This is a genomic window from Mesocryomonas fontinalis (assembly GCF_055730125.2).
The window spans coordinates 579,326-601,396 of record NZ_JBUZWG020000001.1 but is presented as its reverse complement, the minus strand read 5'-3'; the positions used below and the strand labels follow the sequence as shown (position 1 = coordinate 601,396).

The following is a 22,071-nucleotide window of genomic DNA, read 5'->3' as shown; positions in this document are numbered from 1 at the left end:
CGGCTGCAGCCGCCGGTGCGGCTTGCCGGTCAGTACATCATCGCTGCGAAAACCGGAATCGATTTTCGACAAGTTCTCTGCAGCATCAATGTGTTCGATCACAGGCAGCTTGCGTCAGGCCGACCCGAAGCAGCCTCAGTCCTGGAACGGATCGCGGACGAGAATGGTGTCGTCCCGCTCCGGCGACGTCGACAGCAGCGTCACCGGGCAGCCGACGAGTTCCTCGATCTGGCGGACGTACTTCACTGCCTGCGCCGGCAGGTCGCTCCAGCGGCGTGCGCCGGCGGTGGTTTCCTTCCAGCCTTCCAGCGTCTCGTAGATCGGCTCCAGCCGCTCGGTCGCGCCGAGCGTTGCCGGAAGGTAGTCGATCTCCTTGCCGTCGAGGCGGTAGCCGACGCAGATCCTCAGCTCGTCGAGGCCGTCGAGCACGTCGAGCTTGGTCAGCGCCATGCCGGTCATGCCGTTGATCGCGACGGCCTGGCGCACCAGCACCGCGTCGAACCAGCCGCAGCGGCGCTTCCGGCCGGTGACGGTGCCGTATTCGTGGCCTTTCTCGCCGAGGAAATCACCGATCTCGTTCAGCTGCTCGGTCGGGAACGGCCCCTCGCCGACGCGCGTGGTGTAGGCCTTGGTGATGCCGAGGATGAAGCCGAGGCTGCCCGGGCCCATGCCGGAACCGGCGGAAGCTTGCCCCGCGACGGTGTTCGACGACGTCACGAACGGATAGGTGCCGTGGTCGATGTCGAGCATCGTGCCCTGCGCGCCCTCGAAGAGGATGCGGTCGCCGGCGCGGCGACGGGTGTCGAGCAATTTCCAGACGTGGTCGATATACGGCACGATCTCGTGTGCGACGCTGGTCAGTTCATCGAGGATCGTCTGCGCCGACACTTCTTCGACGCCGAGGCCACGCCGCAGCGGGTTGTGGTGGGCGAGCAGGCGCTCGACGCGCTCCGGCAGGATCTCCGAATCGGCAAGGTCCATGACGCGGATGGCGCGGCGGCCGACCTTGTCCTCGTAGGCCGGGCCGATGCCGCGGCGCGTGGTGCCGATCTTGGTGCCGGAGTTGGCATTCTCGCGGATCGCATCGAGCTCGCGGTGGAGCGACAGGATCAGCGAGGCATTGTCGGAAATGCGCAGCGATTCGGGGGTGATCGAGACGCCCTGCGCCCCGAGCCGGGTCTTCTCGGCGACGAAGGCATGCGGATCGAAGACCACGCCATTGCCGATCACCGAGAGCTTGCCCGAGCGCACGACGCCGGACGGCAGCAGCGAGAGCTTGTAGGAGACACCGTCGACCACCAGCGTGTGGCCGGCGTTATGGCCGCCCTGGAAGCGAACGACGACATCGGCCCGCTCGGACAGCCAGTCGACGATCTTGCCCTTCCCTTCGTCGCCCCACTGCGATCCGACGACGACGACATTGGCCATGCAACTCTCCTTGGGGCGGGTCGCCCTCTCCTGCATCGCCCTCCGGCCTCAGGCCATGAAAAACGACGCCGCCCGACGTTCGGCCAAATGAAGGCTGGGAACGGGGCTTCGCAAAACGGCCGGACTATAGTCAGGGAGCGCCGGGGAAGCGAGGGTGCAGCGCGCGTTTTCCGCCGGCATCCCCCGCGATATCGCCAGCAGAAGCGGGAGGGACAGGACGCCCCTCCCCCAACGCCTTTCGGCGCGATCAGATGTCGAAAGACAGGAGCTTCGCCTGACCGATCTTCTTCAGCCCGCGGATCTCATCCATCACAGCTTCCGACAAGGGCTCGTCGAGGTAGAGGATGGCGATGGCATCGCCGCCCTTCTCGTTGCGGCCGAGATGGAAGTTGGCGATGTTGATGTTGTTGCGGCCGCAGAGCGAGCCGAGCTCGCCGATGATGCCGGGCTCGTCCTTGTTGGTGGTGTAGAGCATGTGGCGGCCGACCTCGGCCTCCATGTTGATGTCCTTGATCTGGATGAAGCGCGGCTTGCCGTCCGAGAACGAGGTGCCGGCGACCGAGCGCGAGAACTTCTCGGTGGTGACCGTCAGCTTGATGTAGCCGTCGAAGACGCCCGACTTGTCGCGCCGCACCTCGGAGACGAGGATGCCGCGCTCCTTGGCCATCAGCGGCGCGGAGACCATGTTGACCGACTGCATCAGCGGCTTCAGGAGGCCGGCCAGCGCAGCGCTGGTCAGCGCCCGCGTGTTCATCGCACCCGGCGCGCCGTCATAGACGATCTCGACCGACTTGATCGGATCCTCGGTGACCTGGCCGACGAAGGAGCCGAGGATTTCCGCGAGCTTGACGAAAGGCGTCAGCAGCGGCGCCTCCTCGGCCGAGATCGAGGGCATGTTGAGGGCGTTCTGCACGGCGCCGGAGATGAGGTAATCCGACATCTGCTCGGCGACCTGAAGCGCGACGTTCTCCTGCGCTTCCTCGGTGGAGGCGCCGAGATGCGGGGTGCAGACGACGTTCGGCAGGTTGAACAGCGGCGAGTCGGTCGCCGGCTCGGTCTCGAACACGTCGACGCCGGCACCGGCCACCTTGCCGGACCGGATGCCGTCGGCGAGGTCCTGCTCGACGACCAGCCCGCCGCGGGCGCAATTGATGATGCGCACGCCGTCCTTCATCTTGGCGATTGCGGCGGCGTCGATGATGCCGCGGGTCTTGTCGGTCATCGGCGTGTGCAAGGTGATGAAATCGGCGCGCTGGAACAGCGTCTCCAGCTCGACCTTCTCGATGCCGAGCTGGGCGGCGCGCTCGGAGGAGAGGAAGGGATCGAAGGCGATGACCTTCATCTTCAGGCCGACGCCGCGCGTCGCGACGATGGCGCCGATGTTGCCGCAGCCGATGATGCCGAGCACCTTGCCGGTGATCTCGACGCCCATGAAGCGGTTTTTCTCCCACTTGCCGGCCTGGGTGGAAATATCGGCGGCGGGGAGCTGGCGGGCGACGGCGAACATCAGCGCGATGGCATGCTCGGCGGTGGTGATCGAATTGCCGAAGGGCGTGTTCATCACGATGATGCCCTTCCGCGAGGCGGCGGGGATGTCGACATTGTCGACGCCGATGCCGGCGCGGCCGATCACCTTCAGCTTCGTCGCAGCGGCGATGAGCTTTTCGGTCACCTTGGTGGCGGAGCGGATGGCGAGGCCGTCATACTGGTCGATGACGGCGAGGAGCTTGTCCTTGTCCTTGCCGAGGTCCGGGATGTAGTCGACCTCGACGCCGCGATCCTTGAAGATCTGGACGGCGGTGGGAGAAAGCTGATCGGAAACGAGAACGCGGGGGGCCATGGGGTGAGTCCTTGGGGTGTCGTGCGTGAATGGACGGAATTAGCAATCGGGGAGTTTGGAGACTCGGACCAACCCCGGCCTCGTCATCCCGGCCTTGAGCCGGGATCCATTCCAAATCGCTCAACGAGGTCACACGGGTGGACCTTACGTTCTGCATCGGAGTGATGCGGATACGGAGAGGAATGGATCCCGGCGAAACCAATGGTTTCGCAGAGCTGAAGGCCGGGATGACGAGGTCCAAGGTGGACGGATCAATTCAAACGTAGCAAGCGCTCTGCGTCTTCAGGCCGCCTGAGCCAGCGTCGCCTTCTGTGCCGCGTAGGCATAGGCGAGCCACGGCATCAGGGCCTCGAGGTCGGAGGCCTCGACGGTAGCGCCGCACCAGATGCGGAGGCCCGGAGGGGCGTCGCGGTAGGCGCCGATGTCGAGGGCGACGCCCTCCTTCTCCAGCATCGCGACGACGCTCTTTGCGAAGGCTTCCTGCGCATCAGCCGGTAGTGCGACGATCGCGGGATCGACGAATTGCAGGCAGACGGAGGTGTTGGAGCGGATCGCCTTGGAGGTCGCGAGGAAGCCGAGCCACAGGTTGGCGTCGACGAAGCGCTCGATTACCGCAAGGTTGGCGTCGGCGCGGGCCTTCAGGCCGTCGAGGCCGCCGACCGTCTTCGCCCAGCCGAGCGCATCGAGGTAGTCCTCGACGCAAAGCATAGACGGGGTATTGATCGTCTCGCCCTTGAACAGGCCCTCGATCAGCTTGCCGCCCGAGGTCATGCGGAAGATCTTCGGCAGCGGCCAGGCCGGCTTGTAGGTGACGAGGCGCTCGACGGCGCGGGGGCTGAGGATCAGCATGCCGTGCGCGGCCTCGCCGCCCAGCACCTTCTGCCAGGAGAAAGTGACGACATCGAGCTTGTCGTAGGGCAGGTCCTGCGCGAAGGCGGCCGAGGTCGCATCGCAGATCGTCAGGCCCTGGCGGTCGGCCGGGATCGCATCGCCGTTCGGCAGGCGCACACCCGACGTGGTGCCGTTCCAGGTGAAGACGACGTCGCGGTCGAAGTCGACGGTCGCGAAATCGACGATGTCGCCATAGCCGGCTTCCAGCGTGCGGACGTCGGCGAGCTTCAGCTGCTTGACCGCATCGGTGACCCAGCCGGCGCCGAAGCTCTCCCATGCGACGAGGTCGACGCCGCGGGCGCCGAGCAGCGACCACATGGCCATTTCGACCGCGCCGGTATCTGAGGCGGGGACGATGGCGATACGATAATCGGCGGGGACGCCGAGAATTTCGCGGGTTTCGTCGATGGCTTGTTGGAGCTTGGTCTTGCCGACCTTGGCGCGGTGCGAGCGGCCGAGCGCTGCATCTTCGAGCGCCTGGAGCGACCATCCGGGGCGCTTGGCGCAGGGGCCGGACGAAAATCGAGGATTGGCCGGACGGATGTCCGGCTTCGTAGTGTTTGTCATCTCTGCTATCCTCACAGATAGATTGCATCCCGTTGGGGGGATGTGTCCCACTGACCGGGCTATGCTTCTCCAAGGCCGCCGTCAAGCGTCAGTTGTGTGAAGCCAGAGATTTCAGGAGGCCGCGGGACGCCTTCCCCGCCAACGCAAAAACGGCAGGGGTTTCCCCCCGCCGTTCGGCATATCCGGTTCTTAGCCGACGCTCGGTCTAGAAGAGCGAGTAGCGCAGGCCGGCGGTGATCGTGTGACGGTCGAAGCCGTTGTCGCGGCCCTGGACGCCCGTGGCGCCGAGGCCGGCGGTGTAATCGTCGAAGCCGAACATGTCGCCGTCATCGACATTCACGTAGCGGTAGCCGACATCGAGCTTCAGCGACTGCGTCAGGTCGTAGGAAGCGCCTGCCATCAGGGCGTAGGCGAAGCGCCAGGAGTTCTCGCCTTCCAGCGTGATGGTATCGAAGTCCTGGCCGGCCGCGTAGTTGGTCGACTTGAAATCGTCATAGCTGACGTTGACCGCACCGACGCCGCCGCCGATGTAAGGCGTGAAGCCGGCGAAAGTCCCCAGGTCGACATAGGCGTTCGCCATCAGTTCCCAGGCCTTGGCCTTGCTGGTCTCGACCGAGCCGCAGAAGCCGAGCTGGCAGTTCTCGCCCTCGTTGCGGCCGTCGACGTCCGCCTGCCAGTAGTGTGCGGTCAGGTCGCCGCGGAAGTAGTCGGTGAACTGGTAACCGAAACCGAGACCGACATCCGGGCCGGCGTCGAACTTCCAGCTGTCGTATTCCTGAGTGTCGTAGCCGGTGCCGCAATCGACGCCGCACGCGACCGAGCCCGGAGGAGCGTAGGTGCGGTAGTTGCCGTCGGTCTTCGACTTGAAGTCGTAGGAGACGTCGCCGCGGAGGTACCAGCCGGAGCCGATCTCGACCGGCACGATCTCCGGCACTTCGTCATAGGTCGGCTCGATCATGTCGGCCGCGACGGCGACGTTTGCGAGGGGAATGAACCCGACAACGCCCAGCAACAGTACCTTGATAAGCGTCTTCATCGCCGTTGCTCTCTTCCTCTGACAACCTTGCACCGGGAGATTCCCGAACTGACTGGCTGCAATGTGGAGGAGAAAACTTAACTGGAGATTAACTGTGTTTGTTTACCGCGTTCGTTAGCGAAGTTTAAAGCATAGGGAGCCAAGGATGGCGCCCCGGTGTTGTCGGGCCGCCACTTGACCGGCCGCCACCTCCCGGGCAAGCCCACCGGGCAACGCCGGCAAACGTTGCCGGCGCCTGGTTCAAATGTCCTGTCATCTCGCTGAAGGCGATGTCGCTACGTGCGACTTAAGCGGCAACCTGGCCGAGGGCGCCGACGATATCGTCGACGACACTGCGCACCAGCAAGGGATCGTCACCCTCGGCCATGACCCGGATGAGGGGCTCGGTGCCCGACGGACGGATGACCAGACGCCCCGAATTGCCGAGCCGCTCGCGCCCGGCGGTGATGGCCGACTGCACCTGCGGCTTTTCCAGTGGCTCGCCGGTCGAGAAGCGGACGTTCTTGAGGATCTGCGGCACCGGCTCGAACTTGCGGCAGGCTTCCGACACCGGACGACCGCTCTTGCGCACCACGGCCAGCACCTGCAGGGCGGAGATCAGACCGTCACCGGTGGTGCCGTAGTCCGACAGGATGATGTGGCCGGACTGTTCGCCGCCGACATTGTAGCCGTGCTGGCGCATGTGCTCGACCACATGGCGATCGCCGACCTTGGTGCGCGCCAGCGCCATGCCGTGGTCGCCGAGGAAACGCTCGAGCCCGAGATTGGACATGATGGTGGCGACGATGCCGCCCGCGGCGAGCCGCCCGTCCTCCTGCCAGGACTCGGCGATGACCGCCATGATCTGGTCGCCGTCGACAACCTCGCCGTTCTCGTCGGCGATCAGCACGCGGTCGGCGTCGCCATCGAGGGCGATGCCGATGTCGGCGCGCACTTCACGCACCTTGGCGCAGAGCGCCGCCGGGCTGGTGGAGCCGCAACCCTTGTTGATGTTGACGCCGTTCGGGTCGACGCCGAGCTTCACCACCTCGGCCCCGAGCTCCCACAGCACCTCCGGCGCCACCTTGTAAGCGGCCCCGTTGGCGCAATCGATGACGATCCTCAGGCCGTCGAGCGTCAGCGTCTTTGGCAAGGTGCGCTTGGCGAATTCGATGTACCGGTCACGCCCGCCATCATCGTAGCGCTTGGCGCGGCCAAGCCGCTCGCCGGTCGCCAGCTGCCGCGACATGTCCTCGCCGACGAGGTGCTCGATCTTCGCCTCGATCTCGTCCGAGAGCTTGTACCCATCCGGGCCGAACAGCTTGATGCCGTTGTCCTCGAACGGATTATGCGAGGCCGAGATCATCACGCCGAGATCGGCCCGCATCGACCGGGTGAGCATGGCCACCGCCGGCGTCGGCATCGGGCCGAGCATCAGGACATCCATACCCACGGAGGTGAAGCCGGCGCAGAGGGCGGGTTCGATCATGTAGCCGGAAAGCCGGGTGTCTTTGCCGATCACCACACGGTGGCGATAGTCGCCGCGGCGGAAGGCGATACCGGCGGCCATCCCGACCTTCATCGCGATCTCGGCCGTCATCGGATAGGTGTTTGCGGTACCCCGGATGCCGTCGGTGCCGAAAAACTTCCTCGTCATGGCTGTTCCTTGAAAAGGGTAGAGACGTCTGCCGCCATTGGAGATGGCTGTAAGGCGCCGAGCATGCCGCAAAAAGTAAAATAGAATGTCAGTATATCTCGCTGGCCTTACCGCCGAGCGTTCAGCCTTCCACACCACAACGAAAAAGCGGCCCGGAGGCCGCTTCAACGTTGGGCCCAACGCCCGTCCTGTATCTGCCGTTTATGTCCACCGTCAGGCGGTGGGCTGCGGCTCCAGGCCAGCCTCAGGCTTCGGCCGCGGCGACGATCCGGTCTTCGGGACAGCCGAGCCGCGCGAGGGCGGAGTATCATCGCCCATGTCGCGGGCCAGCGTCTTGCCGGCGATCAGGTCGCGAACCTCGTCACCCGAAAGCGTCTCGAACTCGAGCAGTCCCTTGGCGACGATGTGCAGTTCGTCGAGATGCTCGTTCAGGATCTTGCGCGCCTTGTTCTCGGCCGCCTCGATGATGCCGCGCACCTCCGAGTCGATCATCCGCGAGGTGTCCTCGGACATGTTCTGCTGCTGCGATACGGAATGGCCAAGGAAAATTTCCTCCTGGTTCTGCCGGTAGCGCAGGCGGCCGAGCTTCTCGCTCATGCCGTACTCCATCACCATCGCGCGGGCCATGTTGGTCGCCTGCTGGATGTCGTTGGAGGCTCCCGTCGTGACGTTGTCGAGGCCGTAGATAATCTCTTCGGCGGCACGACCGCCGAAGATCATCACGAGACGCGCTTCCATCTCGTTCTTGCGCATGCCGTAGCGGTCGCGCTCCGGCAGGTTCATCGTCACGCCCAAGGCACGGCCGCGCGGGATGATTGTCACCTTGTGCAGCGGGTCGTTGAACGGCTCGTGAATGCCGACCAGAGCATGACCGGCCTCGTGATAGGCGGTCAGCGCCTTCTCGTCCTCGGTCATGGCCATCGAGCGACGCTCGGCACCCATCATCACCTTGTCCTTGGCATCCTCGAACTCGAGCATGGTGACCAGGCGCTTCGAACGACGGGCGGCCATCAGAGCCGCCTCGTTGACGAGGTTGGCAAGATCGGCACCGGAGAAGCCGGGCGTGCCGCGGGCGATGGTGCGCAGGTCGACGTTCGGGGCCAGCGGCACGTTGCGCACGTGCACCTTCAGGATCTTCTCGCGGCCGCCGACATCCGGGTTCGGCACCATGACCTGGCGATCGAAACGGCCTGGGCGAAGCAGCGCTGGATCGAGAACGTCGGGACGGTTAGTCGCGGCGATGAGGATAATGCCCTCGTTCGTCTCGAAGCCGTCCATCTCGACGAGAAGCTGGTTCAACGTCTGCTCGCGCTCGTCGTTGCCGCCGCCGAGACCGGCGCCGCGATGGCGACCGACGGCGTCGATTTCGTCGATGAAGATGATGCAGGGGCTATTCTTCTTGGCCTGCTCGAACATGTCGCGCACGCGGCTGGCGCCGACGCCGACGAACATTTCCACGAAGTCGGAACCGGAAATCGTGAAGAACGGCACATTGGCTTCGCCAGCGACCGAACGGGCCAGCAGCGTCTTACCCGTGCCGGGAGGGCCGACGAGCAGCACGCCGCGCGGGATCTTGCCGCCGAGACGCTGGAACTTCTGCGGCTCTCGCAGGAATTCGACGATCTCCTCGAGATCCTGCTTCGCCTCGTCGACGCCGGCGACGTCCTGGAAGGTGACGCGGCCGTGTGCTTCGGTCAGGAGCTTTGCCTTCGACTTACCGAAGCCCATCGCCTTGCCACCGGCACCACCCTGCATCTGCCGCATCAGGAACACCCAGACGCCGAGGATCAGGAGGATTGGGCCGAAGGACAGCAGCATCGACCAGATCGGGTTCGAATTGTCGCTCGGCGGGGTCGCGGTGATCGCGACGTTCTTCGACTCGAGCCGCTGGATCAGGTTGGGATCGCCAGGCGCATAAGTCTGGAATGGCGTTGCGCCATCGGTGTAGCTACCCGAAATCCGCGGTCCCTGAATGGTGACGGACCGAACGCGACCCGCGTCGACGTCGCTCAGAAATTTGGAATAGGCGACATCGGTCGCGCCGGCGGATTGCGAGTTGCCCGAAAACAACTGGAACACCGCGATCAACAACAGCGCAATGATGGCCCACAGCGCGAAATTGCGAAAATTCTGGTTCATTTGAGGTCCTGAGATTCACGCCGCTGGCGTCATGAGACCGCGCCAACGCTCCCGCAGAAGATAGGAGCCCGGCTGTCCCTTGCCAACAGGCTTCGGCGCTTTTGCCGCGATTTGCGGCCCCGGAGTTAATGCAAAGGATCGTAGACGCGAGAATTCCGCGGATTGTCCGTTGCGCAAGTTTCTGGGAGGTCGGCGGCTAGACGCCAGGAAACGCGCTGACAAAGGCCGAGAACCGGGAGGCCGGCCCCGAGCTTGTCGTACAGGACCTCGGGCACGGCCAGGAGATCGCCGGAGGGGCCGACGAGGACCGGCAAGCAGCGCTGTGTCGCATTGCCGCGTCCAAGGCTCCCCAACGCGACAAAGCGGGCGGCCCCGGCGAACGCCGGCCAGTCGACGTCGAAACGGCCATCGAAGACGGCATGGCGATGGTGCGGCGACACAGCGAAAAAAGCCGGACCGACCCTTCCGAACTCACGCTGAAAAACGATGCGCCTCCCCGCCTCCACGATGACGCCGCCGAGTGTCTGAACCTGCCGTTCATTGCCCGCCCGCACCGTCAGCAGGGAGGCCTGCAGCCGTGCCGTCGCCTTGCGCTCGGGCGGATAGGCGGTTCCGCCGACGGCCGGCAGGATCCGGGCCAAAAGTTCGAAGCCGAGAACGCCGTCGAGGTCCGCGAAGGCCGCGGCATCGAGCGTCAGCGTGCCGCAGGGGTCGACGTCGAGACGGCCATCGGCGAGGAGACCGCCGATCAGGCCGCCGAGCTGCGCGTCCTGACGGTCGCGGACGGTGCCATGGTGTTCGATGCGGCAGAGCATCGCAGCGCGGTCGAACCCGCCTGACGCCAACGTGCCGCGAAGCCGGACGCGGTCGTAGCGGCGGTCGTGGTTGCTGGGGTCGTCGACCGGCTGCAGGGGTGCGGCCGCGGCCTTGAGGAGAGCGCCGGGCACGCCGAGGAAGGGCCTCAGCAAGACGAGGCCGGGCGCCAGTGCCCGTGCCGGCCGCATGGCGGCGAGACCGCGGTCACCGGATTTCCGCGCGGCGGCCAAAAGATGGGTCTCGATCTGGTCGTCCTGGTGGTGGGCGGTCATCACCGCCTCAGCGCCAAGGTCGCGTGCGGCTTCCGTGAGAAGGCGATAGCGGGCATCGCGGGCGCGGCCCTGCAGATTGCCGGCCAGCTTGTCGCCCTCCCAGCGCCGGACCGAATGCGCCAGCCCCAGCCCGCGCGCGAGGCGGCCAACGAAGAGGGCCTCCTCGGCCGACCGGGACCGGAGGCCATGATCTACGGTCACCACATGAAAACGCGTTCCTGCCTCACCATAGGCAGCTGCCGCCGACATCAGCGCCAGCGAGTCCGGACCGCCGGAGACGGCGAGGACGATCGTTCTGGTCGCGTCGGGTCTGATATTGGGGAGAAAGCCGAGGGAGGCCGACAACCGATCGCGCGCAAGCTCTGGCCAAAGCGCCGAGGGCGGGCATTCGACCGAGGTCGCCGGGATTGTGGCAGGCAGGCTCAGCAGTTGCTGGCGGCCGATTCCGCCTGCAGCTTCTTCTTCACGTTGGCGCTCATCTGCGGGTAGCGCTTGCTGACTTCGCGGAAGGTGATGCAGGCGGTATCGCGGTTGTCGAGCTTGGCCAGCGACATGCCGAGCTTCAGCATCATCTCCGGCGCCTTCGGGTTCTTCGGGTAGCTCTTCTGTGCGCCAAGGAAGACTTCGGCGGCATCGGTGAATTTCTGCTGCTGGAAGAGGCTCTCGCCCAGCCAGTACTTCGCGTCCGGCACGTCCTTGGCATCGGGATAGGTGTCGGCATACTGCCGGAACGAAGATTCCGCGAGCTGGTAGTCGCCCGCCAGCATGTAGTTGTAGGCGAGATCGTACATCTCCCCTGCCCCGTTCGGCCTGACGGTGGCGACCGTCGACGAGCCCGAGCCGGCCGTCGCGCGCGACGGAGCGGCACCGGTACCGGCGCCGAGGCCCGACGTATCGAGGCCGCCATCGCCGAGGAGATCGCCGATCGCGTCCCCGTTCGGCGCGGCACCGGCGGGCGGCGGGGTCGCGGAGGCGGTGGCCGTCGCCGGCGCACGTGCGGGGAGCTGAGCCGTCGCGGTGGGGGCAGCGGGAGCTGCCGTTGCCGGGGCCGCCTCGCTGCGCTTGCCGGGCGCGGCACTGCCCTTGCCTTCGATCTCCTGGAAGCGGAACTCGTTGTCTTCCTGCGTCTTGCGCAGCTGCTCCTGCAGCTGCAGCACCTGGAAGGACAGTTCCTCGAGCTTGCCGTTCAGCCTGCGGTTATCCTCTTCCAGCTGGTTGATACGCTGGATCGGGTCGCTCGCCTGGGCGTAGCGCACCGGTGCCTCGGCTTGCACCGCAGGAGCCCGGCGCTCCGCTGCCTGCTCATCCTTGCCGAGCCCGAAAGGCAAGGTCAGCGCCTGGGCCGGCATGGCTGCGCCGAGCAACAGAAGCGTCGTCGCCCAGCGGGCCAGCTTCAACATCTTCATTCCCGCATATTCTCCTTGAGCCGCCGAGAGGCAGGCCACCCCGGCATACCGGACGGCAGCGATACCATTCTGGGCAGATCGACTTGGCCAAAGTTGGGCCGGCACGCCGGTGCTGGCCGACATATCGCGTGGCATCTTTACCAAGATCGGGCACAAACGAAAGCGGCCCCGAAGGGCCGCCACGTCATTTCATCCAGGTAGTCGGTCGGCGAGCGATCAGCTGCCGGCGCCGTTGAGCACGGTGACCGCGCGACGGTTCTGCGACCAGCAGGAGATGTCGTCGCAAACCGCGACCGGACGTTCCTTGCCGTAGGAGATGGTGCGCATCCGGTTGCCGGAGACGCCCTGGCGGGCCAGGTACTCGCGGGTCGCGGCAGCGCGGCGGGCGCCGAGCGCCAGGTTGTACTCGCGGGTGCCGCGCTCGTCGGCATGGCCTTCGACGGTGATCGAGTACTGCGAGTACTGGTTCAGCCAGCGCGCCTGGGCGGTGAGGATCTGCTGGGCATCGGCGCGGACGACCGAGGAGTCCGTGTCGAAGAAGATGCGGTCGCCGACGTTGACGGTGAAGTCCTGGCTGGTGCCCGGCGCGGCATTGCCGCCGCGGCCGTTCAGGCCACCGGCACCGCCGGCTCCGTCCAGACCAAGACCCGAGGCATTGTCCGGCAGGCCGCCGTTCTTCTTCGCGCAACCGGCGACGGCCAGGGCGGCCATGAGGGCAAGGGCAATGCGGCTATGGGCCAAAACAGCGATCCGGCTCATGGCCAGCTCCTTCGTATTTGATATGTTGTCGTTACCAGACGTTTACGCTGAACAGACTTAAGACCGAGTAAACGCCGGCAATGAAACACTGAATCGAATTGACGATTCCCCTGCCTGCACAGCCTTTTGAGTCCGCATGAAGGCAGGCGGGCAAGAACCGCCGTCGCACCGTTCAACCGCGTTCGTTCTGCTGCAAACAGTGACGCCCGCGCATCACTGCGCGGGCGTCGTCATTCTGGCAAGCGGTCAATTCACCTGCGCGATAACGCGCAGTCTACTCCCGCGATGGCGACCAGGCCGGGTCCGAGGCGTAGCCCGGCGTTCCGATCTTCTGCTCGTTCCGCCCGGTGAGGTCGATCGAGTAGAGCTGCGGGCCGGCGCCGCCCTGCGGATCACGGAAGAACATCAGGACTCGGCCATTCGGCGCCCAGGTCGGGCCCTCGTTGTGGAAGCCCGAGGTCAGGATGCGCTCGCCCGAGCCGTCGGGCCGCATGACGCCGATCTGGAACTGGCCACCGGTCTGCTTGGTGAAGGCGATGAGATCGCCGCGCGGCGACCAGACGGGGGTGGAGTAGGAGCCGTCGCCGAACGAGATGCGCTGCTGGCCGGAGCCGTCGGTGCCCATCATGTAGAGCTGCGGGCGCCCGCCGCGGTCGCTCTCGAAGACGATCCGCGAGCCGTCCGGCGCATAGGACGGCGCCGTGTCGATGGCGGTGGTCGAGGTCAGCCGCGTCGTGGCGCGCGAGCGCAGGTCCATCGCGTAGATGTTGGCATTGCCATCCTGCTGCAGGCTCATGATCACCTTCTGGCCGTCCGGCGAGAAGCGCGGCGCGAAGGTCATGCCGGGGAAGTTGCCGACAGCCTCGCGCTGGCCGGTCTCAAGCTGCAGGAGGTAGACCCGCGGCTCCGACTTGCCGAACGACATGTAGGTGATTTCCTGGCGGTTCGGCGAGAAACGCGGGGTCAGCACGAGGTCGGAACCATCGGAGAGATAGTTCACGTTGGCGCCGTCCTGGTCCATGATCGCCAGCCGCTTGACGCGGGCGGTCTTCGGACCGCTCTCCGAGACGAAGACGATGCGGGTGTCGAAATAGCCCTTCTCGCCGGTAAGCCGCTCGTAGATTGCGTCGGCGATGATATGGGCGACGCGGCGCCAGTTGTCGGGGGTGGTGTAGAACTGCTGACCGTCGAGCTGGGTGCCCGCGAACGTATCCCACAGCCGGAACTCGACGCGCAGCCGACCATCCGCCTCGGGCGTGACCTTGCCGGTGACGATCGCCTGGGCATTGATGACCGTCCAGTCGGCGAAGCGCGGCGCGGCATCCGGACCCAGATCCTTCTGGATGAAGGCGGACGGGTCGATCGGCTTGAACAGCCCGGTGCGGTTCAGGTCGGCGGTGACCACCTGGCTGATCTGCTGGCCGATCTTGCCGCTGGCCTGGAACGTGTTGATGGCGATCGGCAGCGGATCGACGTTGCCGCTGGTGATATCGATCTCGATGGCGGCGGACGCCGGCGTCAGCGTCGCTGTCGCACCAACGAACAGCGCCAGCGCAGCGAACAGCAGCTTGAGTTCTCTTTTCATGTCAGACCTTCATCAACTCGGGTAGAGGGAACAGCCGAGCGGGTCGACATGCGCCTCGATCTCGTGCCCTGCCGCGCCGCGACAAGGCCTCAGGTTCTCAATACATCGCGCTCGGGTCGAAATTCAGCGTCGTCTCTTCCCAGCCGCCGGCATACATCTCGGCCGGAAGGTTGAACGGGGCGCAGCGACGGATCGCGCGCACGGCCGCTTCCGCCGCGATCCGCTCGGCACCCGAGCCGCCCCCGCCGCGCACGATCTCCGGCGCGCCGACGAGGCCGCCGGACGGATCGAACTGGATCTTGATCGAGACCTTCAGCGAATCCGGCTCTGCACCACCCGCCGGCACGGAATAGCAGCGCCGCATCTGCTCGTTCAAAAGCCCCTGGATCTCGCCGAGCTGGCTGCGCGACAGCTTGGTGCCGGTCGTGCGCTCGCTGCCGAGCGAGGCCTGTTCGGTCGAGCGCTTGGCTCCGCCGCCGGCGGCCTTCTGCTTGTTGATCACGGCGGCCGCCATCGCCTCGAAGTCGGAATCGCTGTCGGCTTCGCTCGGCTTCTTGGAGTCGGACTTGTTCTGCTTGGCCGGCTTCGGGGTCTCGGTCTTGGTCTCCGCGGGCTTGGCGTCGGCGACCTTCACCGGGGTCGGCGGACGAGGCTTGGCAGCCGGCACCGGCACTTTCTCGAGCGCCGGCTCGGGCTTCGGCTGCTCTTCCGGCGTCGGCTCGGTCTTGTCCTCGGCGATCATCTCGGCGAGCGGATCGATCTCGGGCGTGACTTCCTTCGGCGGCGTCGGCTTCGCCGCTTCCTTCACCGGCTCAGGCTTCGGCTCGGGCGGCTTCGGCGGCGGCGGCGGGGCCTCCGCGACCTTCGGCGCCTCGGGCTCGGGCTTCGGCTCGACCTTCGGCTGCGCGACGGGTTTCGCGCCACCGGTCTGCGGGGTCACGTTGCGCGTCTTGTCGGGCGTCGGCGGGGTGTCGAGGTCCGCCTCGTTGTCGCCGGTGTTCTCCGCCGGCATCGGCAGCGTGGCCGGGCGCGTCGTCGGGGTCGGTGCCGGCTTCTCGGAGACCGGCGCCTTCTTCTCGCCCTTCACACCCTCGAACTGGTCCGACAGGATGATCTCGACCGGCAGCGCCTCGGCATAGCTCGCGTCAAGCGGCTTCGGGCCGGAGATCGACCAGAGACCCCAGGTGAGGAGCGCGACGTGCAGGACGGAGGATGTGACGAGGCCGGACTTCATAGCCGTTCGATCAGCTCGTGGTTTCGGTATCGGTGACGAGACCGATATTGGTGAAGCCGGCGGCCGAGATCAGCGCCATGACGCGGATCACGCTGCCATAGTCGACGTCCTTGGCGGCGCGCACGAAGATGCGCTCCTGGTAACCGGTCTTGGCGATCTCGGTGAGCTTGGAAACGACTTCGGCCTCGGCGATCTCGGTCTCCTGGATGAACACCATGCCGTCTCCGCGCACGGAGACGCTGATCGGCTGGGTCTCGGCGTTGAGCGCCTTCGCCGCCGTCTTCGGCAGCTCCAGCGGAACGCCGACCGTCAGCATCGGCGCGGCGACCATGAAGATAATGAGCAGCACCAGCATGACGTCGACCATCGGCGTCACGTTGATCTCGCTCATCGGCCCCCGCCCGCGGCGTCTGCGCCGACGGGAACCGCCCGATGCCGCTCCGCCTGTGGACATGCCCATATCGTCGGCTCCTTCGCCCTCGAAGCTCTACGCTCCGATCGTGTCAGCTTGAGAGCGCCGCAGTGGCGCTCGCGTGTCGTCGGGCGTTCAGCGCGCCGGGGTCTTCTCGTCGATCTGACGCGACAGGATCGCCGAGAACTCGTCGGCGAAGGCCTCGAGGCGCATGCCGAGCTTGCCAGCATCGGCCGACAGCTTGTTGTAGGCGATAACCGCGGGGATCGCCGCGACGAGGCCGATGGCCGTGGCGAGCAGCGCCTCGGCGATGCCGGGTGCGACGACGGCAAGGTTCGTCTGCTTGGAGGCAGCGATCGCCTGGAACGAGGTCATGATGCCGATGACCGTGCCAAACAGACCGACGAAGGGGCCGGCCGAGCCGACGGTGGCGAGGAAGCCGAGGCGCGACTCCAGGCTGTCCATCTCCCGCGCCAGGGTGACGTCCATCGCCTTCTCGATGCGGTTGTGCAGGCCGATCGGCGAGCGTGCGCCCTTCTCGAAGGACTTTTTCCACTCGCGCATGGCGGCAACGAACAGGGCACCCATGCCCGTCGTCTTGCGCTCGGAGAGGGTCTGGTAGAGCTCCTCCAGCGACTGACCGGACCAGAAATTGTTCTCGAACGTGTTCAGCTGACGCCGGAAAGCACCGAAGCGCATGGTCTTGTCGACGATGATCGCCCAGGTCCAGACCGAGGCCATCAGCAGCCCGAGCATCACCATCTTCACGATGAAGCCGGCCTGCCAGAACAGATCCCAAAGTCCCACGCCGTGCTCCGGAGCTGCCAAAGCGCTCTGCGCGATCTCGTTCATGCGATTGACCCTCGAATCGATGCCGCTGAAGCAGCCGTGCGGCCGTGTGGACCGCGATGCACCATCGTCGTCCCGGACCACCTGTCCGTTCCGCTGTTAGGCTCAGTGCTTCAGAAGACCCGCCATGCTCTAACAATTTGAATCAAGCGAAAGAATGGCAAGCGACATCAGCGCTTTGAGCCCGGCTATTCAAACAGCATTAACGTTAAGCAATCGTTGCGAATTGTTGCGGTGCCGTCACGGCAGCGGCAGCGGCCGCTCCAGAATGGCCGAAACCGCCTCGGGCATCCGGCGTGGTTTGCCTTCGGGCGAGATCACGGCGACCTTCACCTTGGCTTCCACCAGCATCGTTCCGCCTGCGAAAATCCGCTGGTCGAGAATGATCCGCGCGCCGCCGAGCAGAACCGTGCGCGTCTCGACGGTCAGCACATCGTCGATCCGGGCGGGCCGCAGAAAGTCGATCTCCATGTGGCGGACGGCGAAGGCCATCGGCTCGCCGAAGGCGCCCTCCGCCAGTTCGCGGTGGCCGATGCCCTTCAGCCGGAGGAAGTCGGTCCGTCCGCGCTCCAGGAAGTGCAGGTAGCGCGCGTGGTAGACGACACCGGAAAAGTCCGTGTCCTCGAAATAGACGCGCACGTCGAGCGCATGGCCGTAATCGGTCAGCCGTCCGGAAAGATGATCGGTCATGCCGCCGCAATAAGAGATCGCACGGGATTTGTCATGCCGGAGGGTGTCATCGCCCTGTCACGCAGAGCTGCTTAGGGACCACGACCTTTCCGCTATCCCGAGAGCAACGATGACCTTCCCGAAGACCGCATCCCTTGCCGCCTTGCTGCTGGCGTCCACCGCACTCGCGGCCGCGGCCGAACCCGTGTTCAACCGGATCGCCTCGTTTCCCGTCGCCAGCAACCTGCCGGAAGGCACCGACCCGAAGACCCCGACATCCTCGGAGATCGTCTCGGCCTCGCAGGACGGCATGACGCTGGTCTACTCCGACAGTCCGCATGGCGGCATCGGCTTCGTCGACATCACCGACCCGAAGGCACCCAAGGCCGGCGGCTACGTGAAGTTCGAGGGCGAGCCGACATCGGTCGCCTTCGCCGGCAGCAAGGCGCTCGTCGGCTTCCGGACATCGGAGACCAAGGCCAATCCGTCGGGAGAGCTCGGCGCCGTCGACATCGCCACGAAGGCGCAGAGCCCGGTCTGCGAACTCGGCGGCCAGCCGGACTCGGTCGCCGTCGCGCCGGACGGCAGCTTTGCCGCGATCGCCATCGAGAACGAGCGCGACGAGGATCTGAACGACGGTGCCCTGCCGCAGATGCCCGCAGGCTTCCTCGTCACCGTACCGCTCTCCGCCGACGGCACGCCGGACTGCGCGGGCCTCAGGAAAATCGAGATGACCGGCCTTGCCGAAATCTCGCCCGAGGATCCGGAGCCGGAATTCGTCGACATCAACGCCAAAGGCGAGATCGTCGTCTCGCTGCAGGAAAACAACCATATCGTCATCGTCGACGGCAAGACCGGCACGGTGACCTCGCATTTCTCGGCCGGCAGCCTCGCACTTGAGGGCGTTGACACGGCAAAGGACGGCAAGCTCGACTTCTCCGGATCGGTCGAGGCGCGTCCGCGCGAGCCCGACACCGTCAAATGGCTGAAGGGCGACCGCATCGCCGCCGCCAACGAGGGCGACTGGAAGGGCGGCACGCGCTCGTTCACGATCTACAACCGCGACGGCAGCATCTCCTACGAGTCCGGCCCGTCCTTCGAGCAGGCCGTCGCCCGCCTCGGGCATTTCCCCGACAAGCGCGCCGACAAGAAGGGCATCGAGCCCGAAGGCTTGGCCACCGGCACTTTCGACGGCGAGGATTTCCTGTTCGTCCTCTCCGAGCGCGGCTCGGTCGTCGGCGTCTATAAGGACACCGGCAATGAGCCCGTCCTGACGCAAATCCTGCCGTCGGGCATCGCGCCGGAAGGCGCGACGACCATCGCGTCCCGCAACCTTCTCGTCACCGCCAACGAGAGCGATCTCGTCGAGGACGGCGCAGCCCGCTCGCATGTGATGCTCTACGGGCGCGCCGAGGGCACGCCCGCGTATCCGCAGATCGTCAGCCAGGACGTCGACGGCAAGATCCAGGGTTTCGGCGCCCTCTCCGGCCTCGTCGCGGCGGACACGCCGAACCAGTTCTATGCGATCAGCGACTCCGTCTATTCGTCGGCGCCCAGCATCTACACCGTCGACGCATCCCAGAAGCCGGCGAAGATCACCGCCACCACCGTCGTCACCCGCGACGGCAAGCCGGCCAAGAAGCTCGACCTCGAGGGCATCGCGCTCGACGGCAAGGGCGGCTTCTGGCTCGGCAGCGAGGGCAACACCGAAAAGGAAGTGCCGCACGCGCTGCTGCACGTCGACGCCAAGGGCGCGATCATCGAGGAGATCGCCTTTCCGAAGGAGTTGCTGGATGGCGAGACCCGCTTCGGCACCGAGGGCGTGACCCTCGTCGACGGCAAGATCTGGCTCGCCATCCAGCGGCCGTGGAAGAACGACCCGAAGAACCAGACCAAGCTCGTCTCCTACGACCCGGCCGCCAAGACCTGGGGCGCCGTGCTCTACCCGCTCGATGCAGCCGAAGACGGTCTGTGGACCGGCCTGTCCGAGATCACCGCGCATGGCGACCACGTCTACCTGATCGAGCGCGACAACGGCATCGGCCAGACCGCCAAGCTGAAGACGATCACCCGCGTCGCCATCGCCGACCTCAAGCCTGCGCCGCTTGGAGGCAGCCTGCCGGTGGTGAAGAAGGAACTGGTGCGCGATCTGTTGCCGGCCCTGAAGTCGGCGACCAACGGCTATGTCGTCGATAAGGTCGAGGGCCACGCGATCGATCAGGACGGCCTGATGACCATCGTCACCGACAATGACGGCGTCGACGACTCGTCGGGCGAGACGCTGTTCTTCCAGGTCGGCAAGACGACGGAGAAGTCGGCGTCGCTGAACTGAGCAAAAGACCGGGCGCTAGAGCATGCTGCGATTGGGTAGACTTGCCCAATCAAAGAAAGATGCTTTCGTTTCAGAGAGATAGAGCGTCCTTTGTGCATCCAATTGGATGCACGGGGTCTAGCAAGCACGGCGTTTCACCGCCAACCTCACCGCTCGTCATCCTCGCGCGCCAGCGCGGGGACCCATGCCTCGGCGTTGCCGCGCCGGTTCGGTACCGGAGCAGCGCGGCCCCGTCATGGCATGGGTCCCCGGGGCCAAGGCCCCGAGGATGACGAGGCGAACGGAGAGCGCGAACCTCAACCGCCGAAAGAGGAAGCCGCCAGCAAAGGCTTTCATTACCGCTTCATCGCGCCGCCCCGCCCCAGCCCTCAAATCAATCAACGTCCGGCGCATCTTCGAACAGCGTCGTCTGCGCGCCTTGCCAGCCCTGCGGAACCGCGAGGCCGATGTGGCGGAAGGCGTGGGCGGTCAGCACGCGGCCGCGCGGCGTCCGCTGCAGGAACCCCTGCTGCAGGAGATAGGGCTCGACGATGTCCTCGATCGCATCGCGCGGCTCCGACAGGGCGGCCGCGATGGTTTCGATGCCGACCGGGCCGCCGCCGAAGTTCAGAGAAATCAGGTCGAGATAGCGCCGGTCGAGCTGGTCGAGGCCGAGGCTGTCGACCTCGAGCCGCGTCAGTGCGGCATCGGCGATCTTGCGGTCGACGATGCCCTCCTCCGCCACATGGGCGAAGTCGCGCACCCGGCGCAGCAGGCGCCCGGCGATGCGGGGCGTGCCGCGCGACCGTCGTGCGATCTCGCGGGCACCGTCGTCTGACAGCGACAGCCCCATGATCCGGGCGCCGCGCTTGACGATCAGTTCGAGCTCCTCGACCGTATAGAAGTTCAGCCGCACCGGGATGCCGAAGCGGTCACGCAACGGCGTCGTCAGCAGGCCGACGCGGGTGGTGGCGGCGACAAGAGTGAATTTTGCGAGGTCGATCTTCACCGAGCGCGCCGCCGGCCCCTCGCCGATGATGAGGTCGAGCTGGAAATCCTCCATGGCGGGATAGAGGATTTCCTCCACCGCCGGGTTCAAGCGGTGGATCTCGTCGATGAACAACACGTCGCGGTCTTCGAGATTGGTGAGGAGCGCCGCGAGATCACCCGCGCGGGCGATGACCGGGCCGGAGGTCGAGCGGAAATTGACGCCGAGTTCCTTGGCCATGATCTGCGCGAGCGTCGTCTTGCCAAGGCCCGGCGGCCCGACGAAGAGCACGTGGTCGAGCGCCTCGCCCCGCCCCTTGGCCGCCTCGATGAACACCTTCAGATTGGCCCGCGCCGCCGCCTGCCCGACGAATTCGTCAAGACGCTGCGGGCGCAGCGAGCTGTCGGCATCGTCGCCGCTGAGTTCGGGGGTGAGCAGGCGCGTGGGCTCAGTCAAGAAATTGCCTCGCAGAGGTTTGAAAGCGGCACATCACTGGCCATTGAGCTGAGGAAGTCCGCCAGACCGGTTTACGCAACCAGTACCATGGGTTCGAGCTGTCGGCTGGCGTCGCGGTCAAGGGTCAGCGTTCGATCGCATCCAGCGGCTTCATTGCCGAGAGCGATGAGGGCATCCGAAAACCCGGCTCCCGCCCGTGCCCGTTCGACGGCACCGAGGACGAGATCGAGCCTGTCGACCCGGACGCCCGGCCGTTGGCAAAGGCCGGCGACCACGTCGAGAATGTCCGGCATGGCGTATCCATAGCGCGAGCGGAGGGTCCAGACGAGTTCGACAAGAACGATCCAGCTCACCTGCACCGGGGTCTGCGGCGACCGCGACTGAAAGAAAGCCCGCGCCAGCTGTGTCTGGAGGCTGTCGTCATCGACGAACAGGCGCAGAAGCACGTTCGTGTCGACCCCGCTCGGCTTCATCCGCCTGCGTCTTCGTCGAGAACATGCGATGACACGGCCGCCGCCACCACGTCGTCCATGTCCTCGACCTTCAGCCCCGCGCCTTTCGGAGGGCGCCCCAGAATGCCCGCCATGTCGGAAATCCGTTCCTTGCGCGGGATGACAACGGCGCGACCATTGTCCACCTTCCACTCGATCAGAGATCCTTCGTCGAGCCCCAGTTGATCCCGCACAGCCTTCGGGATCGTCGTCTGGCCCTTCGAGGTCACCGTTCCCATCGTTGCCATCGCGACCCCGCCCACTTCCTTACTTTCTTCGCGGTAAG

Annotated in this window: 18 protein-coding genes; 1 reads left to right on the top strand and 17 read right to left on the bottom strand. The window is 65.7% G+C overall.

Annotation, left to right across the window (positions count from 1 at the left end; all coding sequences use genetic code 11):
- Positions 1–135 precede the first annotated feature (135 nt).
- The 14 genes from ACZL02_RS02755 to ybgC form a co-directional block, all read right to left on the bottom strand.
- A complete protein-coding gene (locus ACZL02_RS02755; RefSeq protein ID WP_472938653.1) occupies positions 136–1,428 on the bottom strand; it encodes an adenylosuccinate synthase in 1,293 nt (430 codons plus the stop codon).
- A gap of 247 nt (positions 1,429–1,675) precedes the next feature.
- Complete coding sequence (gene serA / locus ACZL02_RS02750; RefSeq protein ID WP_472938652.1) at positions 1,676–3,268, bottom strand: phosphoglycerate dehydrogenase; 1,593 nt, start codon at positions 3,266–3,268, stop codon at positions 1,676–1,678.
- A 282-nt stretch (positions 3,269–3,550) separates the two neighbouring features.
- Complete coding sequence (locus ACZL02_RS02745) at positions 3,551–4,726, bottom strand: phosphoserine transaminase (RefSeq protein ID WP_472938651.1); 1,176 nt, start codon at positions 4,724–4,726, stop codon at positions 3,551–3,553.
- Positions 4,727–4,931: 205 nt separating this feature from the next.
- Positions 4,932–5,762 (bottom strand): outer membrane protein, encoded by an 831-nt coding sequence (locus ACZL02_RS02740; protein WP_472938650.1) that lies wholly within the window; start codon positions 5,760–5,762, stop codon positions 4,932–4,934.
- Between the two features lie 286 nt (positions 5,763–6,048).
- On the bottom strand, positions 6,049–7,398 hold the full coding sequence (gene glmM / locus ACZL02_RS02735) for a phosphoglucosamine mutase (RefSeq protein WP_472933717.1): 1,350 nt from the start codon (positions 7,396–7,398) through the stop codon (positions 6,049–6,051).
- A 213-nt stretch (positions 7,399–7,611) separates the two neighbouring features.
- Positions 7,612–9,537, bottom strand: coding sequence for an ATP-dependent zinc metalloprotease FtsH (gene ftsH, locus ACZL02_RS02730; protein ID WP_472938649.1), 1,926 nt, complete (start codon positions 9,535–9,537; stop codon positions 7,612–7,614).
- A 125-nt stretch (positions 9,538–9,662) separates the two neighbouring features.
- On the bottom strand, positions 9,663–10,970 hold the full coding sequence (tilS, locus tag ACZL02_RS02725) for a tRNA lysidine(34) synthetase TilS (RefSeq protein WP_472938648.1): 1,308 nt from the start codon (positions 10,968–10,970) through the stop codon (positions 9,663–9,665).
- Between the two features lie 77 nt (positions 10,971–11,047).
- Entirely contained in the window at positions 11,048–12,031 is a 984-nt protein-coding gene (gene ybgF, locus ACZL02_RS02720) for a tol-pal system protein YbgF (protein WP_472938647.1), read from the bottom strand.
- 216 nt (positions 12,032–12,247) lie between these two features.
- Positions 12,248–12,790: a peptidoglycan-associated lipoprotein Pal gene (gene pal / locus ACZL02_RS02715; protein WP_472938646.1), complete on the bottom strand. Its 543-nt coding sequence runs from the start codon at positions 12,788–12,790 to the stop codon at positions 12,248–12,250.
- A gap of 274 nt (positions 12,791–13,064) precedes the next feature.
- A complete protein-coding gene (gene tolB, locus ACZL02_RS02710; RefSeq protein WP_472938645.1) occupies positions 13,065–14,375 on the bottom strand; it encodes a Tol-Pal system beta propeller repeat protein TolB in 1,311 nt (436 codons plus the stop codon).
- 97 nt (positions 14,376–14,472) lie between these two features.
- Positions 14,473–15,609 carry a cell envelope integrity protein TolA gene (gene tolA / locus ACZL02_RS02705; protein ID WP_472938644.1) on the bottom strand — a complete coding sequence of 379 codons (1,137 nt, stop codon included), beginning with the start codon at positions 15,607–15,609 and terminating at the stop codon, positions 14,473–14,475.
- A 10-nt stretch (positions 15,610–15,619) separates the two neighbouring features.
- A complete protein-coding gene (tolR, locus tag ACZL02_RS02700) occupies positions 15,620–16,069 on the bottom strand; it encodes a protein TolR (protein ID WP_472933724.1) in 450 nt (149 codons plus the stop codon).
- Positions 16,070–16,156: 87 nt separating this feature from the next.
- Entirely contained in the window at positions 16,157–16,864 is a 708-nt protein-coding gene (gene tolQ, locus ACZL02_RS02695) for a protein TolQ (RefSeq protein ID WP_472933907.1), read from the bottom strand.
- A gap of 246 nt (positions 16,865–17,110) precedes the next feature.
- On the bottom strand, positions 17,111–17,560 hold the full coding sequence (gene ybgC / locus ACZL02_RS02690; protein ID WP_472938643.1) for a tol-pal system-associated acyl-CoA thioesterase: 450 nt from the start codon (positions 17,558–17,560) through the stop codon (positions 17,111–17,113).
- A gap of 109 nt (positions 17,561–17,669) precedes the next feature.
- Here ybgC and ACZL02_RS02685 point away from each other — a divergent pair, with 109 nt between their 5' ends.
- Complete coding sequence (locus ACZL02_RS02685; RefSeq protein ID WP_472938642.1) at positions 17,670–19,871, top strand: esterase-like activity of phytase family protein; 2,202 nt, start codon at positions 17,670–17,672, stop codon at positions 19,869–19,871.
- Positions 19,872–20,244: 373 nt separating this feature from the next.
- Here the strand turns inward: ACZL02_RS02685 and ruvB are convergent, their stop codons facing one another.
- The 3 genes from ruvB to ACZL02_RS02670 all read right to left on the bottom strand — a co-directional run bounded on the left by ruvB (position 20,245) and on the right by ACZL02_RS02670 (position 22,024).
- Positions 20,245–21,294, bottom strand: coding sequence for a Holliday junction branch migration DNA helicase RuvB (gene ruvB / locus ACZL02_RS02680; RefSeq protein WP_472938641.1), 1,050 nt, complete (start codon positions 21,292–21,294; stop codon positions 20,245–20,247).
- 71 nt (positions 21,295–21,365) lie between these two features.
- Positions 21,366–21,767: a type II toxin-antitoxin system VapC family toxin gene (locus tag ACZL02_RS02675; RefSeq protein WP_472938640.1), complete on the bottom strand. Its 402-nt coding sequence runs from the start codon at positions 21,765–21,767 to the stop codon at positions 21,366–21,368.
- Complete coding sequence (locus tag ACZL02_RS02670; RefSeq protein WP_472938639.1) at positions 21,764–22,024, bottom strand: AbrB/MazE/SpoVT family DNA-binding domain-containing protein; 261 nt, start codon at positions 22,022–22,024, stop codon at positions 21,764–21,766. Before ACZL02_RS02670 ends, ACZL02_RS02675 begins: the two co-directional genes overlap by 4 nt.
- Positions 22,025–22,071: the final 47 nt, after the last annotated feature.

Excerpts from the sequence above, each read along its gene's own strand:
- serA (WP_472938652.1), bottom strand. The coding sequence starts at position 3,268 with ATGGCCCCCCGCGTTCTCGTTTCCGATCAGCTTTCTCCCACCGCCGTC.
- ACZL02_RS02745 (WP_472938651.1), bottom strand. The coding sequence starts at position 4,726 with ATGACAAACACTACGAAGCCGGACATCCGTCCGGCCAATCCTCGATTT.
- tolB (WP_472938645.1), bottom strand. The coding sequence starts at position 14,375 with ATGAAAAGAGAACTCAAGCTGCTGTTCGCTGCGCTGGCGCTGTTCGTT.
- ACZL02_RS02740 (WP_472938650.1), bottom strand. The coding sequence starts at position 5,762 with ATGAAGACGCTTATCAAGGTACTGTTGCTGGGCGTTGTCGGGTTCATT.
- ftsH (WP_472938649.1), bottom strand. The coding sequence starts at position 9,537 with ATGAACCAGAATTTTCGCAATTTCGCGCTGTGGGCCATCATTGCGCTG.
- ACZL02_RS02670 (WP_472938639.1), bottom strand. The coding sequence starts at position 22,024 with ATGGGAACGGTGACCTCGAAGGGCCAGACGACGATCCCGAAGGCTGTG.
- pal (WP_472938646.1), bottom strand. The coding sequence starts at position 12,790 with ATGAGCCGGATCGCTGTTTTGGCCCATAGCCGCATTGCCCTTGCCCTC.
- ybgF (WP_472938647.1), bottom strand. The coding sequence starts at position 12,031 with ATGAAGATGTTGAAGCTGGCCCGCTGGGCGACGACGCTTCTGTTGCTC.
- tolA (WP_472938644.1), bottom strand. The coding sequence starts at position 15,609 with ATGAAGTCCGGCCTCGTCACATCCTCCGTCCTGCACGTCGCGCTCCTC.
- ACZL02_RS02685 (WP_472938642.1), top strand. The coding sequence starts at position 17,670 with ATGACCTTCCCGAAGACCGCATCCCTTGCCGCCTTGCTGCTGGCGTCC.
- ACZL02_RS02675 (WP_472938640.1), bottom strand. The coding sequence starts at position 21,767 with ATGAAGCCGAGCGGGGTCGACACGAACGTGCTTCTGCGCCTGTTCGTC.
- ybgC (WP_472938643.1), bottom strand. The coding sequence starts at position 17,560 with ATGACCGATCATCTTTCCGGACGGCTGACCGATTACGGCCATGCGCTC.
- glmM (WP_472933717.1), bottom strand. The coding sequence starts at position 7,398 with ATGACGAGGAAGTTTTTCGGCACCGACGGCATCCGGGGTACCGCAAAC.
- ACZL02_RS02755 (WP_472938653.1), bottom strand. The coding sequence starts at position 1,428 with ATGGCCAATGTCGTCGTCGTCGGATCGCAGTGGGGCGACGAAGGGAAG.
- tolR (WP_472933724.1), bottom strand. The coding sequence starts at position 16,069 with ATGGGCATGTCCACAGGCGGAGCGGCATCGGGCGGTTCCCGTCGGCGC.